14 protein-coding genes are annotated in these 13,481 nt (G+C 46.5%); 7 read left to right on the top strand and 7 right to left on the bottom strand.

Going from position 1 to position 13,481, the window contains the following annotated elements:
* From AB8599_RS17465 to AB8599_RS17455, 3 genes are all read left to right on the top strand, one after another.
* Window positions 1–366 (top strand): hypothetical protein, encoded by a 366-nt coding sequence (locus AB8599_RS17465; protein ID WP_407334175.1) that lies wholly within the window; start codon window positions 1–3, stop codon window positions 364–366.
* 536 nt (window positions 367–902) lie between these two features.
* Window positions 903–1,178: a hypothetical protein gene (locus tag AB8599_RS17460; protein ID WP_407334174.1), complete on the top strand. Its 276-nt coding sequence runs from the start codon at window positions 903–905 to the stop codon at window positions 1,176–1,178.
* The gene (locus AB8599_RS17455; protein WP_407334173.1) at window positions 1,169–1,732 is read left to right on the top strand and encodes a hypothetical protein; all 564 of its coding nucleotides are present in this window, start codon (window positions 1,169–1,171) and stop codon (window positions 1,730–1,732) included. The genes AB8599_RS17460 and AB8599_RS17455 overlap by 10 nt, the downstream gene beginning before the upstream one ends.
* A gap of 102 nt (window positions 1,733–1,834) precedes the next feature.
* On the opposite strand, the gene AB8599_RS17450 is transcribed toward AB8599_RS17455, so the two are convergent.
* Window positions 1,835–2,755, bottom strand: coding sequence for a LysR family transcriptional regulator (locus tag AB8599_RS17450; protein WP_407334172.1), 921 nt, complete (start codon window positions 2,753–2,755; stop codon window positions 1,835–1,837).
* 403 nt (window positions 2,756–3,158) lie between these two features.
* Between AB8599_RS17450 and AB8599_RS17445 the strand changes: the two genes are divergently transcribed.
* The 3 genes from AB8599_RS17445 to AB8599_RS17435 all read left to right on the top strand — a co-directional run bounded on the left by AB8599_RS17445 (window position 3,159) and on the right by AB8599_RS17435 (window position 6,102).
* Window positions 3,159–3,938 carry a hypothetical protein gene (locus AB8599_RS17445; RefSeq protein ID WP_407334171.1) on the top strand — a complete coding sequence of 260 codons (780 nt, stop codon included), beginning with the start codon at window positions 3,159–3,161 and terminating at the stop codon, window positions 3,936–3,938.
* Window positions 3,939–4,018: 80 nt separating this feature from the next.
* Window positions 4,019–4,933, top strand: a complete 915-nt coding sequence (locus AB8599_RS17440) for a hypothetical protein (RefSeq protein ID WP_407334170.1) — start codon at window positions 4,019–4,021, stop codon at window positions 4,931–4,933.
* 5 nt (window positions 4,934–4,938) lie between these two features.
* The gene (locus AB8599_RS17435; protein WP_407334169.1) at window positions 4,939–6,102 is read left to right on the top strand and encodes a hypothetical protein; all 1,164 of its coding nucleotides are present in this window, start codon (window positions 4,939–4,941) and stop codon (window positions 6,100–6,102) included.
* Window positions 6,103–6,222: 120 nt separating this feature from the next.
* Here AB8599_RS17435 and AB8599_RS17430 read toward each other — a convergent pair whose 3' ends face one another.
* The 6 genes from AB8599_RS17430 to malI all read right to left on the bottom strand — a co-directional run bounded on the left by AB8599_RS17430 (window position 6,223) and on the right by malI (window position 11,578).
* On the bottom strand, window positions 6,223–6,666 hold the full coding sequence (locus AB8599_RS17430; protein ID WP_407334168.1) for a hypothetical protein: 444 nt from the start codon (window positions 6,664–6,666) through the stop codon (window positions 6,223–6,225).
* A gap of 338 nt (window positions 6,667–7,004) precedes the next feature.
* Window positions 7,005–7,700, bottom strand: coding sequence for a DUF2589 domain-containing protein (locus tag AB8599_RS17425; RefSeq protein WP_407334167.1), 696 nt, complete (start codon window positions 7,698–7,700; stop codon window positions 7,005–7,007).
* A 48-nt stretch (window positions 7,701–7,748) separates the two neighbouring features.
* The gene (locus AB8599_RS17420; RefSeq protein WP_407334166.1) at window positions 7,749–8,261 is read right to left on the bottom strand and encodes a DUF2589 domain-containing protein; all 513 of its coding nucleotides are present in this window, start codon (window positions 8,259–8,261) and stop codon (window positions 7,749–7,751) included.
* A 240-nt stretch (window positions 8,262–8,501) separates the two neighbouring features.
* Entirely contained in the window at window positions 8,502–9,197 is a 696-nt protein-coding gene (locus AB8599_RS17415; RefSeq protein WP_407334421.1) for a class I SAM-dependent DNA methyltransferase, read from the bottom strand.
* 188 nt (window positions 9,198–9,385) lie between these two features.
* Complete coding sequence (locus AB8599_RS17410) at window positions 9,386–10,468, bottom strand: site-2 protease family protein (RefSeq protein WP_407334165.1); 1,083 nt, start codon at window positions 10,466–10,468, stop codon at window positions 9,386–9,388.
* Window positions 10,469–10,564: 96 nt separating this feature from the next.
* Entirely contained in the window at window positions 10,565–11,578 is a 1,014-nt protein-coding gene (gene malI, locus AB8599_RS17405) for a Mal regulon transcriptional regulator MalI (RefSeq protein WP_407334164.1), read from the bottom strand.
* Window positions 11,579–11,829: 251 nt separating this feature from the next.
* Between malI and malX the strand changes: the two genes are divergently transcribed.
* Complete coding sequence (gene malX, locus AB8599_RS17400; protein ID WP_407334163.1) at window positions 11,830–13,404, top strand: maltose/glucose-specific PTS transporter subunit IIBC; 1,575 nt, start codon at window positions 11,830–11,832, stop codon at window positions 13,402–13,404.
* Window positions 13,405–13,481: the final 77 nt, after the last annotated feature.

Raw genomic sequence — 13,481 nt, 5'->3', positions numbered from 1 at the left:
ATGACAGTAGATAAAAGTGCATTGATTGATGAAATTTCTGATGCCGTGTTGGTTCACCGGGAGTACGCCCGTAGGCTCATCACCCTGTTGAATCAGGATGATAGTGAACTAAAAAGTGTAGCGGCATTACCCATAGATAAGTTTGAATCTATTTATTCGACTCGGCTTCATATTCAAAGAGATGTGATGAAAAACAGTGATATTACATACTTAGATGCATTTCGAACAATTCTTGAACAAGCATTGGCAGTAAAGGGCACAGTTAAAGAAGTGAATGTTTTACAGGTTAAAGATAAAGAAGGGATAGGATTTTTTATTTTTGTTTCTGATTCTAACTTGATGCTAGGTGTTCTGCCTACTTTGTAGATGAATGCAAAAAATAACAGGGACGGACAGTCTAAATAGGAGAGTGTCTATACCGCTTAGCTAAATTTCTGATCGAATTAAATGTTTGGTGTTTATCGGTGAGTTTTGAATTATCCGAAGAAACCGAAGCGTTATTTGAGTTTCAAGCAGCACGAGCATCAGGCAATGGCCTGATAACAAGAAAATATAAAGAAATGAGTAGATTAGCTATCGGGTAAACGGACGCCTGATGCTCTTCTACGCTTAAGAAAAGGCAAGGCTGCCTTAATCGAGGTTTCAGCACCGACAACCTTATCGGCCTCGATGTTGGATGTGGTTTTCAACCAAAGGAGTGGTTCAACGCCAAGGCGTTTGAGCGGTAAGCAGGTTACATCTTAAGTGCTTTTGGTAATTGAAGTTTTTCTAGTCGTAAAAGGAAGTATTACGTGATTAAACTAAACAAAATAAAACTTGGTTCAATAACGAAAAATATATCATGTGTCCTAGTCTCTGCGACATTGGTATCCGGGTGCACAATATCTAGACATATGGATATTATGGAGTATGGAGAAGCACTGACTCCTCTGGGCGAAACAGTGACCTTGCTGGTTGAGCCCTATAAAGGGTGCAAAGACCTTGGTGAGCTAAGGGAATCTCTTACCTATGCAGATGTTAGCGAGCAGTACCTAACCAACTACATGCGCCATATAGCGGCAAGGGATCTGAATGCTAATGCTATTGTCGTTGAACATCAGGAGGTTATTACTTCTTATGACAGCACAGGGAAATGGGTTCATTTGGTAATGTATGCGGGGGCGTATCGATGCGAATAAATCAATTAAAATCAATTGTTGTATTGGGTAGTATTGCGCTTTCCGGTTGCGCATCCGTTAATTATTCGAAAGATCACAAGTCTATCGAAGAAGGCGCTTACCTTTCGGCACAGTATTCCGTTCAAGACCATAGCTTCAAAGACATGGAGGTAACGGTATATGACTTTGAAAAGCTAGTTGAAGAAGGTTGTGATGAATACTATTCATTCTCTCAATGGACTGATGTTGTCGATATAGAAAAAGCAACGATCGTTGAATTCAGTACGAGTGGTGATGATGAGTCACAATCGGTTGTTATTCCAGAAGGCGCAACGCTCGTAAGATACAACATGGAAAGTTTTAATAATCCGACTTATTACGGCACCTTGCTGTTTAATGCGGAGAAAGGAAAATCATACAAAGTTGCCTATGAGCAGAAAAACAATCGCTCGTATAAGTACATGGTAGTTTACCAAAAGAAAGGGAAAGACTTGGTGGAACTTCCTGACTCTGAAGTGCACCAACTAGAACTGTGGGATATGTGCCAAGATATTAAAGCAGATAAAGAGACGTAGTTGTTGTGACTCAAAAGAATCCTAGCCCGCCCCTAGACGGGCTTTTTTGTATGAATTGAAAAAAGCAGATAATCGTGACTGAAGGGCAATCCCTACTCTCATTCAATGATGTTTCCCGTTGGAAATCTCCATGAACCAAGAAATGATTTCATCGACGCGTTTAGGCTGAACACAGGTGTTGAGTTTGATGATGTAAATATCGTTAAAAAGCGGCGTCGAAACTGTGGAATCAAGTTGGCACTCTACCAGTTGGTGAGCATCAATATATTCTTGTACACAATGGCGGGGAAATACCGAAACGCCCAGACCACCCAATACCATCAAAATTGCGCCTTCAATGCTGTTGATCCGCCCGGCAAAGTGCAAGGATAAATCACTGACCGAATGAAGGTTGGGAAAGTAATGTCGTCGCCAGAAATTGAAATACACATCCATGCCAGGATATTCAATGTAATTGTAATCTAGAAGATTTTCGCTATTGAATTCTGTCACGTTACAACTTGGCGCTGCCACCATGGCATATTCTTCCTGACAAAAACTGAAATAGGTTAGCCGTGGGTGCTCGACTTTTTCGGTGACAAAACCAAAATCAACCTGACTTGATAGCACTTTGTCGAAAACCTGACTGTTGTGGATAAGCGTCAAATCAATTTCGAGCTTTGGGTAGTTCAAACGCCGTTCTAGCAACATGGGAAAATGCGGTGACAAAAGGCACGACGGCGGCATGGCATAGGCCACCACGCCCTCGATTTGATGAAAATCACTTTGCACTTCTAAAGAAAAATCGCTGTTGAGATCTTCAATGTTTTTGATGTGTTGCAGAAGCTTTTTGCCTGCATCTGTCATCACGGGACATTTCGGGGTTCGAATAAAAAGCTCGTAACCTACCTGCTCTTCAAGGCTTCGAATATGTTTGCTGATATTAGCCTGAGTCATTGCTGCAATTTCAGCGGCATCATTGAAACTACGAGATTCTGCAACGGCTTTGAATGCCCGAAATAATTTGGGATCTAAATGCATCATATTCTCTTCCTTTTTGCTCGCCAAAGATGAGATTGTCATTGCGTATTTCGATTACTTGACCGCGAGTAGGCAGCGCGTGTGGTGTCGCAATTAAGTATCACTAGAGTGTAGTGTGATATTGATACACTCGTAGTCGCTAACTGGATACAAAATCAACATTTCTGTCCAGCCCAACCATGAGGGCAGTGATGAGAGGATCTTCCGCACGGTTTGATGGGCTGGCGACCGCTTTGCGGCCATGCCCTAATACATATGTTATAAGGGGTATAACAAAATGGATTTGCGTTCTTTTAGAAGCGCTAACAATACTTGATGCGTAATACTGACAGCTAACTACCTCCTGTGTCTTATCAACATGGAGGCAATCATTAGCATCATGCACTGCGGATTGTCCGGGGGTCGAATGCAAACTAAACTGTTAACGCCCAAAGGCATTCGCGTGTGGCAAGGTTATCGTAGCCAAAAGTACAACGATGATACGGATGGTTTTTTAGAACAACTGGGCCAGATATTTATCCCCGCGACCGTGCAACTGATGATGCCGTTGGGATTGAAAATGTACTACCCCGCCATTGTGCCGCAGCGTGTTATTTCACCTCCGATAACACTTCCCGATGAAATCGCCTTAGTCGGTTATCCCTCCGCAAAAAACTATGATGAAGCCAGCCATCACTCTGTTGCGGGCAGAGCTTATTCTTCCCTCCACGAAACCGTGTTTAACTTTTCTCCTTCCAGCATTCCCACCAGTTTTTCGAGTTTCCCGTGCGCATATTCAGACCACGCTCAGTTTGCGTGGAAAACACCCTATTACTTTTCTGGAGAAGCCATAGACTGGCATGCCTGCTATGTGGGCGTGATTATCTGGACATGGCCTGAAGGGTCTGACAGCGACCATTATGCGCTTGGAATGATGACGCTGAAAACGTGCGATGAGAGTGTTTCGCGCAGTCAAAACTTGTTCGAGGTAATTACGGTTCTTCAGAAAGAATACGGCATCTTGTGGTTTGCATCAGACACCTTGCACTGGCCAGATCGGATACTTCATACCCTTAGTGATTTGCAGTGTTCAGTGGTGATGAAGGCTTTTCACGACATCGTCAATATATCGCCCCTGTTTAGCGAAAATGATCCTGGAATCGACGCAGCAGCAGGTCAGGCGCTCGATGTTCGTTTGTCTACCTAATCGCCGTCTTTAGCTTGTCAAATGCTCCCAAAATTAAGCCCTTTTCATCAACAAGATACAGGCAAAAAAAGGAGTGAATCATGAACACAAATACACTCATCGAGGTGACCGTATTACCGGATAATGCCTTGCAATTAACAACGCTGCCAACGGTTCATATTGCGTCGCAGTGTGAGGCTGTTACGGCAAGCGCCACGGTTGACGTTAATGGCATATCGTTTTCAATCTTCGCGCAGAAAAATCCAGATTCGTTGATGGTATGCAGAACTTATCACGCTGAAAAAAATAGCTATTTTGAGCCCGTTGTCGCTATCCCTGTTAATGAACCCATAGATACGCTTCAAGGCTTTTACTTTGGTGGTCAGCCTTGGTTGCTTTCTTATCATCACGATGCTGACACTGTGCATTTTTACCGTTTCGACAGCGAAGCGGTGACTATCACGCCTGTGACGTCGATTCGCGTGGGCAAAGGCTTTACCACTGTGCAGCCCCTTTATTATCGCAACGATGTTTTCTTCGTCGCTTACAACAAAGACACGGGCGACGTGGTGAAGTTTCAAATCGTGGCACCCGCTTATTCTCCGCTTTACGCGCAGAAGACGTGGTCGGCCACTTGGGCTCAGGGTTGGACGCGGTTTTCGTTTTTTCGTTTAGGTGCGGAGAACTTCTTTATTAAAACCAACGAAAAATACCTTAAAGTGAACATCGATCATTTTATGGATAACATTGATCAGGGTTCACATCCGGTATTGAATCAGCCTGCTTCGGCGGAAATGTTGAGCTTAACCAAGGTGCAAACGTTTTACGATGTGCACCACAACCCCTACTTTTTCACCTATCAGCCCAAGGGTGTCATGACATTCAACCGATTTGATGGTGATTGTGAGGGCTGGGCGTTAATGCATACCTGTCAACAGGCTGCAAACATTTCACTGCATCATACCGCGCAATTGGAAAAACGATTGCTTATTCTTATGCTTCAAAGCGAGGGGTAAACACAGTGAACCGTTTTACTGATATCAACATCAACATCAACATCAGCGCGCCGCTATTGCTGGCTACTATTCCCAATAAAATTCCTCTGCCTGTGATTGATTGGCAGGCCATACGCCAAGCTGCACCAAAACCTCTTGTGATTGAAGCTGGCCAATTTCCGCAAGCGGATATGATTGTTGTGACATGGACATCGGCTGAATGGTCGGCACTTGATCATGTGATGCTAAATAGCGCAGAGCGCCGTTTCCCTGATGACACGCAATGGCGAAGTCACTGGTTTGGCTACACGGATAGCCACGACATTACTGCCTACACTGACTCGCCGGATATGGAACCGCTGTTTTATTTCCAACTGGTTGGGATCGATAACGGGGAGGGACATCAGCAGAGGGTGTTGTTAGTGAAGTCACAGGCTCATCTCGCGCATCCGCCTTGGATTACAGGGTTAGAAGCGGTGATAGATATCTTGCTCGAAAAATCGGGCGCGAAAAAAATCCTCTCAACCGGTACCGCTGGTGGTGGCTCAATCACCGATATGTTGGGTGCAGCTATTGTGACAAACAGTGGTCACATTCAGTTAGAAAAGCCGGAAAATAGTGGTTGCGATTACAACCACCAAACGTTTACCTGCAAAACGTGGTTTCCTTCAGAAGGCTTGTACAAAGCTACACGTGACAGCCTGATGTTTGCGATGGACCAAGTTTGGAATGCTGACACGATTGCAGATGCGATTGTTGCGCTTAACCAAAGCCCACTAACCGACCCGCCGATTGAACCTTGCGATGATGCCACAACATATACTTATGATGATCTGATCAACCCTCCTCTTAACCCCGATAACCTCAAGCAGGCACAGGTGAAAGTGTGTAAAAACCAGCCGTTGTTGACGACGGACTACTACTTCATTGAAGGAGAAGAGCCCCACGATCCTTACTGCTTTTTAGAGATGGATGATGCGGTAATAGCCCACCAGGCTGAGCGCGCGGGGGTGGAATATGCGTTCATTCGCAATGTTTCGGATCCCATTGTGGTGACGCACACCGCGTCAGGTCACCCGATCCCAGAGTCCGTGCGCGGCAATTGGTCTGGCATTATCTATCAGCGTTGTGGTTTCTATAGCAGCTTTAACAGTGTGTTACTGACGTGGGCAGCCATTGCTGGCGAGTAGCAGAGCGGCTTCGGGACTATGTGTCTTTTGAGTAAGGAGTTTAACGACGTTTAATACGTTTAATGGAGAGAATTATACCCAAGCATCTTGAGATTGTTTGGGTATAAACGTCGTTTTTTATTACGGGTACTTCGCGAGTTTGCCTGAGATTTTGCTCGCCTTACCGGACAGCAAACAATGATCGGCGTTGTTGGGGAGTGGGTCAGGTTCTACCTTTGCACCCACGCCGTTCAACCCAGCCACTGTTGATACGCAGTACTGGTTGTAACCCGTGATGCCGGTCAGATAATTGGTGTATTTTGCTTTGTCACTGGTTTGGGTGGTGCAATTGACACTTAACCCAGAAATGGTATCGCCATCTCCCGACACGTGGACGCCACTGCCGTTTTTAAAAGCCGTGGCTGAACATTGCCCGGCTCGGATCACTAAACCACTTTTCAGTGCGGCTTTCACATCCAGCGTTGTGTCTGGGTTGTCACTTTCTGACTTACTGCAGCCGACAAATAGCAGGGCGACAGCGGGCAAGGTGAGAATAAATAGGGATGAAGCATTAAAATGTTTCATATCACGCTCCTATCGCGTTAAGCGATGCTGATTTTGCTTCTTGACTGAGCCGCTGTAGGTTGGTGAATCCTTCTACTGCTTTGCTTAGCTGCGGCTGACTAGAAGGGGCCAGGTTAAAGCTCAATGTGCAGTTTGGGCATGAAAACGCAGTGCCGGACAAAAGTAGATTTACATCAAAGGAGATACTGGTTTGGCAGTCAGGGCAAGGTAACTGGCTTTTCATCATGTCACTCCAACTAAAAAAATCCGGCTGAGTCAAAGAATCAAAGACTCCGGTTGGCCTCAGCCGGGTGGATAACAACATCATTCCAAAGTGTGTTGAGAAACAAAGACGTTAATTACGCCGCTTTGTCCCCGGATTTTGCAGACCCAAGCGTGATGGGACTAATGCTGTTAGTAAACGCCTGGATAATGGTGGTAACACCCTGCGGCAGTGAGAGTTGTCCTGCATGAACGCTTACCGTGTACTTGGCGCTGTTACTCTTCTGGTAAGACGATTTTTGTGAAGAAGCAGATTGACTGTCATGACTGACGCTGCCTTTTACTTCGACTGACCACCAACCGCCACCCAGTTTGGCGTCGAAACTGCCTTGTTCGCTGGTGCTGCTTGATGACGATTGCGAAGATTCGTCGGAATAGCTGGACTTCACTTCCATTTCGAAATCAATCTGTACGTTATCCACACCAAGAGAATTGAGTGGAACAATCGTCAAAAGGGGGACATCAAATTGCGTGGTAACGTCTGTGACATTGACTTCCGGCGCCTCTCCCTGTTTCGCCTCTCCTTCGGTAATGACGCCTCGCGTAATTTGCATCGTCACCATGATGGGGGTGAGAGTCTCTTTGCCTTTGTCACCTGAATCGGTGTTTTTACTGAAGCAGGTGTCCAACATGAACTTGGTCTGTGTCACGGCCATCATGCTGTTGGCTTGAGCGGCGGCGTTTAATGGGCCGCCAATCAATGCACGCATTGGCAATCCTGTGAATTGCTGTGCCATTGAGACCAACGCTGGCCCAGTTTTAACGTCTGGCATGGTGTTTCTCCTGATGGTTGAATAATCGCAAATTTAAGCGTGACCCATTTAACCTGGGATCTGTGCTCTCAATGCGCGTTCATAGCCTTCAATTAATTTTTTCAGGCCCTCTGGTGGCTCATCGGCATTAATGGTAATTTCCAATTCCGCCACGGGATTAGATACTTCGTCTGATTTGAATAACCCTTTTTTATTATTTTTCGCGAATGAAACTTCAAGGGTGTCATTTTCATTCACGTTAACTTCTAGGTTTGCTTTAAATTTCACTTCACTAATTCTTGGGCTGCTCATTGGAACAATGGTTAGCAGTGGAACATCAATATGTAATGTTTCCATGCCGCTTGGTGTTTCGGTTGGATACTCGATGGTGACATATTTGGGGCGATAGCTCGTTCTGCCGCTGTTATCTGGCATTTCACCACTGGTTAATACCCCTTTATCGTCCTCAGTAACTGCATCAAAGAAACGATTGATCAACTCTTGGTTTTCGCTTTGTAACGCCTGATTGGCTTTAGCTACGCTCAAATGAACGGCTGAAACCAAAGCGTTAAAATTAATCATGGGTTGTTCCTTTGTTTTTTATTCTGTTGGGTTCAGTTTTGGGTTTGAATTGGATTAACACAAATCGGATTTGGAATAGAGGGTATAACAGCAGGGAAATGTAGAGCTAAGAGAGTGAAATATAGAACGAAGAAGTGAGTGGGTGTTGAGAAATATTTTTCAGAAAGCAAGGCGCAAAATTAATTAAATACAAAAATGCCGACGTTTGGGTCGGCATAGTAAGGTTATTTGGGTATGTGGCTATCTCTTCACACAGGTAAATATCGCATTGCCAGATGCGTTGTCCCACGGCAGCAATTTGTCGTAATCGTGCTCTAAAATCGTCACATCGAAATACGGCTCAAGTAGCGCTGTCAGCTCATCGAATCCGACCGCGACCATCGGGTGATCATCGTGCCATTCTTCGGTCACTTTGTTGGTGGTTTTTTCAATGCTGAGCTTGAGCGCTTGCTTGTCGCCATTCCCACCATAAAACCATCCTGATTTGAACACAAAGTGGCTGCCTTCGTGCTCCACGCTGTGGCGAACGAAAGAGTCATTGTTGATCAGTTTTTTCTCAACGGCGTTGAAACAGAAGACGCCGGCTGGTTTCAGCGCGGCATGCACGCGTTTAATGCAGGCGTTAAGCTGTTCTAGGCTGCCGCTGTAGTGAATCGAATAGAGAAAACAGGTGATCAAATCGTAAGGTTCATCAACCACAAAATCACACATGTTCTGCAGCGAGAATTGGGCTTCAGGACAGCGCTGTTTCGCTAAATCCAGCATAGGCTGATTTAGATCCAATCCACTGCTTTGGTAGCCATTGTCGATGAAGAAACGCACATGCGGGCCCGTGCCACATGCAAGGTCTAAATGGGTTTTTCCTTCACTACCAAACAGTTGATGGAGTCTGCGTACACAGTCACTCTGTTGTTGGTAGTTAATGTCTGCGCACATCAAATCGTAATAACCAGACAGGTCAGAATAGAGCGCAGTGGAGGGCTGTGTGTTCAAGCAAATTCACCAGGAAAAATGAAGGTGGCGAATACTATACCGTTTGCACTGTTTTGCGAAGTGGTTAACGTTTTTTGTGGCAATAAAAACGCCAGCATAGGCTGGCGTTCAACGTGGACAAGAATGGAAAGTTAGCTTTGCAAAATCATCAACGGCAGTGCCAACATGTCATCGCCTTTGGTGGCGAAATAGATGATCACGCCAATCAGCGAAGCAACGGTAGCAAAATACCAAAGGGTGCTGAAAATTTGGCCGTAGCGGTTAAGCGGCAATAAATGCGTGCGATGGCGGTACTTCCATTCAAAAATGATCTCACCACTACCAATCAACAGAAGAAAACCCAGTAGCGCCAAGCCAAATGCGTAACTGACGTACACACCGACGGCAGCACCTGCAATACAGGCCACTAAGCCCGCAATACTGTTCATTGAAAAGCTGATGCTTTTAAGAATGTGCCCGCCGTCCAGCGGCAGGATAGGCAGCAAGTTAAACAAGTTAAGCAGGGCGTTAAAGGTCGCGATGCCTGCAAAGAATATGTTGCCTGTGATCCAATACGCCACCATGGCTAATAACGACATGAACAAACCAAATGTTGGCCCCATGATGGAGATAACCACGTCTTGCCAGCGGGTGTTTATTTTTTCATCAGACAGCGCCAAACCGCCCATAAACGGGATCAAGTAAATGCCTTTGGTTTTCATGCCGAAGTATTTCATGGCGCGAATGTGTCCGTATTCATGCACGACAAGGCAAGCGATCAACGCCAATGCAAACTGCCAAGAAAACAGCCACGAATAAGCCGCAACACTGGCACCCGCCAACACTACCTTGATGACTTTGGCGCTTTTTAAAAGCTTGAAGCCGAGTGAGGCCAAACCCACAACGCTGAATTTTGGTTTCGTTTGGGGTGTCACGACAGGCTGCTGACGTTCAATGTCTTTTTCATTGCGTGAGCCAGATTCAATGACCTCGCCATCAACGGTCACACGATAGTCGACTTTGAAAGGTTGCCAATGGATATCGGTAGAGACATCCACCGTGATGATGCTGTCATCGGCAGTAAGCTGAAAGGTATGGGTTTTCTCGCCGTCTGGGTCGGCACTGGCGGCAAGTTGAGACACGAGTTGGTTGTCCCAGTAAAGCGCTTGCCAGCCTGCTAAAGAGCCTTCCAAGCGCAGTGGCTTGCCCATGCACGAAATATTGAATAATTCCAAAATGATGTAATTAAATCTGATAAATGATGGGCGCTAATGTAGCAGTTTTTTGAGGGGGACGAAAAGAACTGAAGGGCGCATGCGCCCTAAAGCGGATTACTCTGTGTTGGCATTGACCAAGGTGGGGGCGACAATCACTTTACGGGCGACAGTATCGCTGGTTTCAAACTGTTCAATCAGACGCTTTGCCGCTTGGCGGCCAATCTCTTTCGCATCAGAATTAACGAAAGTAATCGGGGGCTCTGACAACTCAGCTTCTTGGACTGCATCAAACCCGACAATTGAGATTTGCTTATTAAAAAGATTGTCGGTGCCAACAGAGCGCCCAAGGCGATGAATGCCTTGTACCGCCCCAACCGCGGTCGACGAATAGTGACATAACACCGCACTGATTTGCGGATGATTGATCAGTAACTGTTCGACCGCATTAGCGGCGGGCGCTTGCCCTGCGTCACACTCCACTACCCACTCAGGTTTGAATGGCAAGCCAAACTGCATCAAGGTACTGCAATATCCGCCTACGCGTTCGGCGCGACAGAGTGAACTGATTTTTCCACCCACATATGCAATGCGACGATGCCCTTGATTGATCAAATGCTCCGTTGCCATTTTGGCAGCGCTGGCGTTATCGGGGCCAACATAATCAATTTGCTGATTCACTGAAGCGCGAGAAATGCACACGAGTGGTAGGTTATGGGCTTTTAATGCGTCCACATCCACGTGTTGGTTTTCATTGGCTGGACAGAAAGCAATGCCACCGACACCTTGCCTTGCCATGGTGAGTACGCATTGTTCAAATTTGGCTTCATCGCCACTTTGGGTTAAAAACACCATGTAGCCTTGCTTTTCCGTTTCTTCGCAAAGGCCAGCGGCCACTTGCGCGTAGTAAGGGTCGCTGATGTCTTTGAGGATCAGCCCAATGATTTCGCTGCTGTTGGAGCGCAAGTTTGCGGCGGCGCGATTGCGCACATAGCCAAGCGCAGCAACTGCGTTGTTTACCTTTTCAATGGTATCTGCCGATATCCGCCCTTTGTTTCCGAGCACCATCGACACTGTGGTAACAGAAACGCCAGCATGTTCCGCCACGTCCGTGATCGTCACTTTCTTCAAGTGTTTTCCTTTTTGGTCTTAGGGCAGGCTGCCTTGATAAAACGTTTTACCTCGAAAGGATACTGATATTTTGCCGTTTTATAAACCCGATCAAATTTGTGGATTAAGCGTAGATACGTAGATCACAAAAGTTTTGATAAAACGTTTTACCTAAATTTTATTTCCCTATGATGGCCCCGAAATCACTTATTCAGTGTGCTGGTCCGATGACCCGTCACTTCTGTCATGTTCTCATGTTTCGGAGAGTTGTTATGACGAACAAAGCGACAAAAACCACTATGTGGGAGTTTCTGCAAAGCCTTGGTAAAACCTTCATGCTGCCTGTGGCACTCCTTGCATTCTCGGGTATTTTGCTTGGGGTCGGCAGTTCGCTGTCGAGCGCGGCAATCCGTGAGGCCATCCCCTTTTTAGATAACATCTTGCTTCAATACCTGTTCATGTGGATGACCAAGATTGGCTTGGTGGCATTCATTTATTTGCCTGTTATGTTCGCCATTGCGATTCCACTTGGCATGGCGCGTGAAGAAAAAGGTGTTGCTGCCTTTGCAGGCTTTGTTGGCTATGCCGCGTTCAACCTTGCTATCAACTTCTTCCTGACTGTGGCCAACGTGCTTGGCGACCCAGTGGCGAGCAAAGCGTATGGCGTGAAAAGCATCATCGGTATTGAATCTATCGACACCGGTATTTTGGGTGCGGTGATGGTCGGTATTATCGTTGCTAGACTGCATCAGCGCTTCTACACCTTCAAAATGCCCGATGCACTGGCATTCTTCGGTGGTGCACGCTTCGTTCCTATCATTTCGGCTATCACACTGGGTGTGGTCGGTGTGCTGGTTCCCTTCGTGTGGCCTTACTTTGCGGCAGGCATCAACGGTATTGGTAACTTGATTGCAAGTGCTGGTGCTTTTGGCCCAATGCTGTTCGGTACGGGTGAGCGTCTTCTGCTGCCAATCGGTTTGCACCATATTCTGGTGGCACTGGTTCGCTTTACCGAAGCGGGTGGCACCATGGCAGTGTGTGGCGAGACAGTTTCTGGCGCACTGAATATTTTCTACTCTGAGCTAGCGTGTGCAGAAACCACTGGTTTCACCCCAGAAGTGACCGCATTCCTCTCTCAAGGCAAGATGCCAGCATTCCTTGGCGGTCTGCCGGGCGCAGCATTGGCGATGTACCACTGTGCTAAACCTGAAAACCGCTCAAAGATTAAAGCGCTGCTGATCTCTGGTGTGGTGGCGTGTGTGGTGGGTGGTATTACCGAGCCATTGGAATTCTTGTTCCTGTTCGTTGCCCCTGTGCTGTATGTGGTTCACGCAATTCTGACTGGCCTTGGCTTTATGGTAATGGGCTTGCTGGACGTGACCATTGGTAACACCGACGGCAATATCATCGACTTCTTGGTGTTCGGCGTACTGCAAGGTACGGCAACGAAGTGGTACTTGGTGCCTGTGGTTGCAGCGGCATGGTTCGCGGTTTACTACACCGTATTTAAGTTCGCGATTTTGAAGTTCAACCTGAAAACACCAGGTCGTGAAGTCGATACTGCGGAAGTAGATGGTGAGCTAGAAGCAGCATTCATCAACGAATCTGGTAAAGGTGCAGCGATTCTAAAAGCGCTAGGTGGTAAAGGTAACATCACTTCGCTAGATAACTGTATTACTCGCCTTCGTTTAACGGTCGACAACATGGATTTGGTGGATGCAGACAAGCTGAAAGCTTACGGCGCACTGGGTGTGGTGAAGCTCGATGCACATAGCCTGCAAGTGGTTATTGGGACGCAAGTACACCTTGTGAAGAATGAAATGCAAGCGCTGATGACCGCGAGCTAATTAAACGGTTTCCCCCTAAAACCCTCGGATTGACGGTCAAAGTCAGACCGAGGGTTTTCTTGTTTGTGTGGATGAGA

This window comes from Enterovibrio litoreus (genome assembly GCF_045679545.1).
Lineage (GTDB): Bacteria > Pseudomonadota > Gammaproteobacteria > Enterobacterales > Vibrionaceae > Enterovibrio.
The sequence above is the reverse complement of the archived record's forward strand: the minus strand, read 5'-3'. Positions and strand labels throughout refer to the sequence as shown.

Bases quoted from the DNA above. Each gene is read 5' to 3' on its own strand.
- AB8599_RS17445 (WP_407334171.1), top strand. From the start codon at position 3,159: ATGCAAACTAAACTGTTAACGCCCAAAGGCATTCGCGTGTGGCAAGGT.
- AB8599_RS17455 (WP_407334173.1), top strand. From the start codon at position 1,169: ATGCGAATAAATCAATTAAAATCAATTGTTGTATTGGGTAGTATTGCG.
- AB8599_RS17420 (WP_407334166.1), bottom strand. From the start codon at position 8,261: ATGATTAATTTTAACGCTTTGGTTTCAGCCGTTCATTTGAGCGTAGCT.
- AB8599_RS17440 (WP_407334170.1), top strand. From the start codon at position 4,019: ATGAACACAAATACACTCATCGAGGTGACCGTATTACCGGATAATGCC.
- AB8599_RS17430 (WP_407334168.1), bottom strand. From the start codon at position 6,666: ATGAAACATTTTAATGCTTCATCCCTATTTATTCTCACCTTGCCCGCT.
- AB8599_RS17425 (WP_407334167.1), bottom strand. From the start codon at position 7,700: ATGCCAGACGTTAAAACTGGGCCAGCGTTGGTCTCAATGGCACAGCAA.
- AB8599_RS17465 (WP_407334175.1), top strand. From the start codon at position 1: ATGACAGTAGATAAAAGTGCATTGATTGATGAAATTTCTGATGCCGTG.
- malX (WP_407334163.1), top strand. From the start codon at position 11,830: ATGACGAACAAAGCGACAAAAACCACTATGTGGGAGTTTCTGCAAAGC.
- AB8599_RS17450 (WP_407334172.1), bottom strand. From the start codon at position 2,755: ATGATGCATTTAGATCCCAAATTATTTCGGGCATTCAAAGCCGTTGCA.
- AB8599_RS17460 (WP_407334174.1), top strand. From the start codon at position 903: ATGGAGTATGGAGAAGCACTGACTCCTCTGGGCGAAACAGTGACCTTG.
- AB8599_RS17415 (WP_407334421.1), bottom strand. From the start codon at position 9,197: ATGTGCGCAGACATTAACTACCAACAACAGAGTGACTGTGTACGCAGA.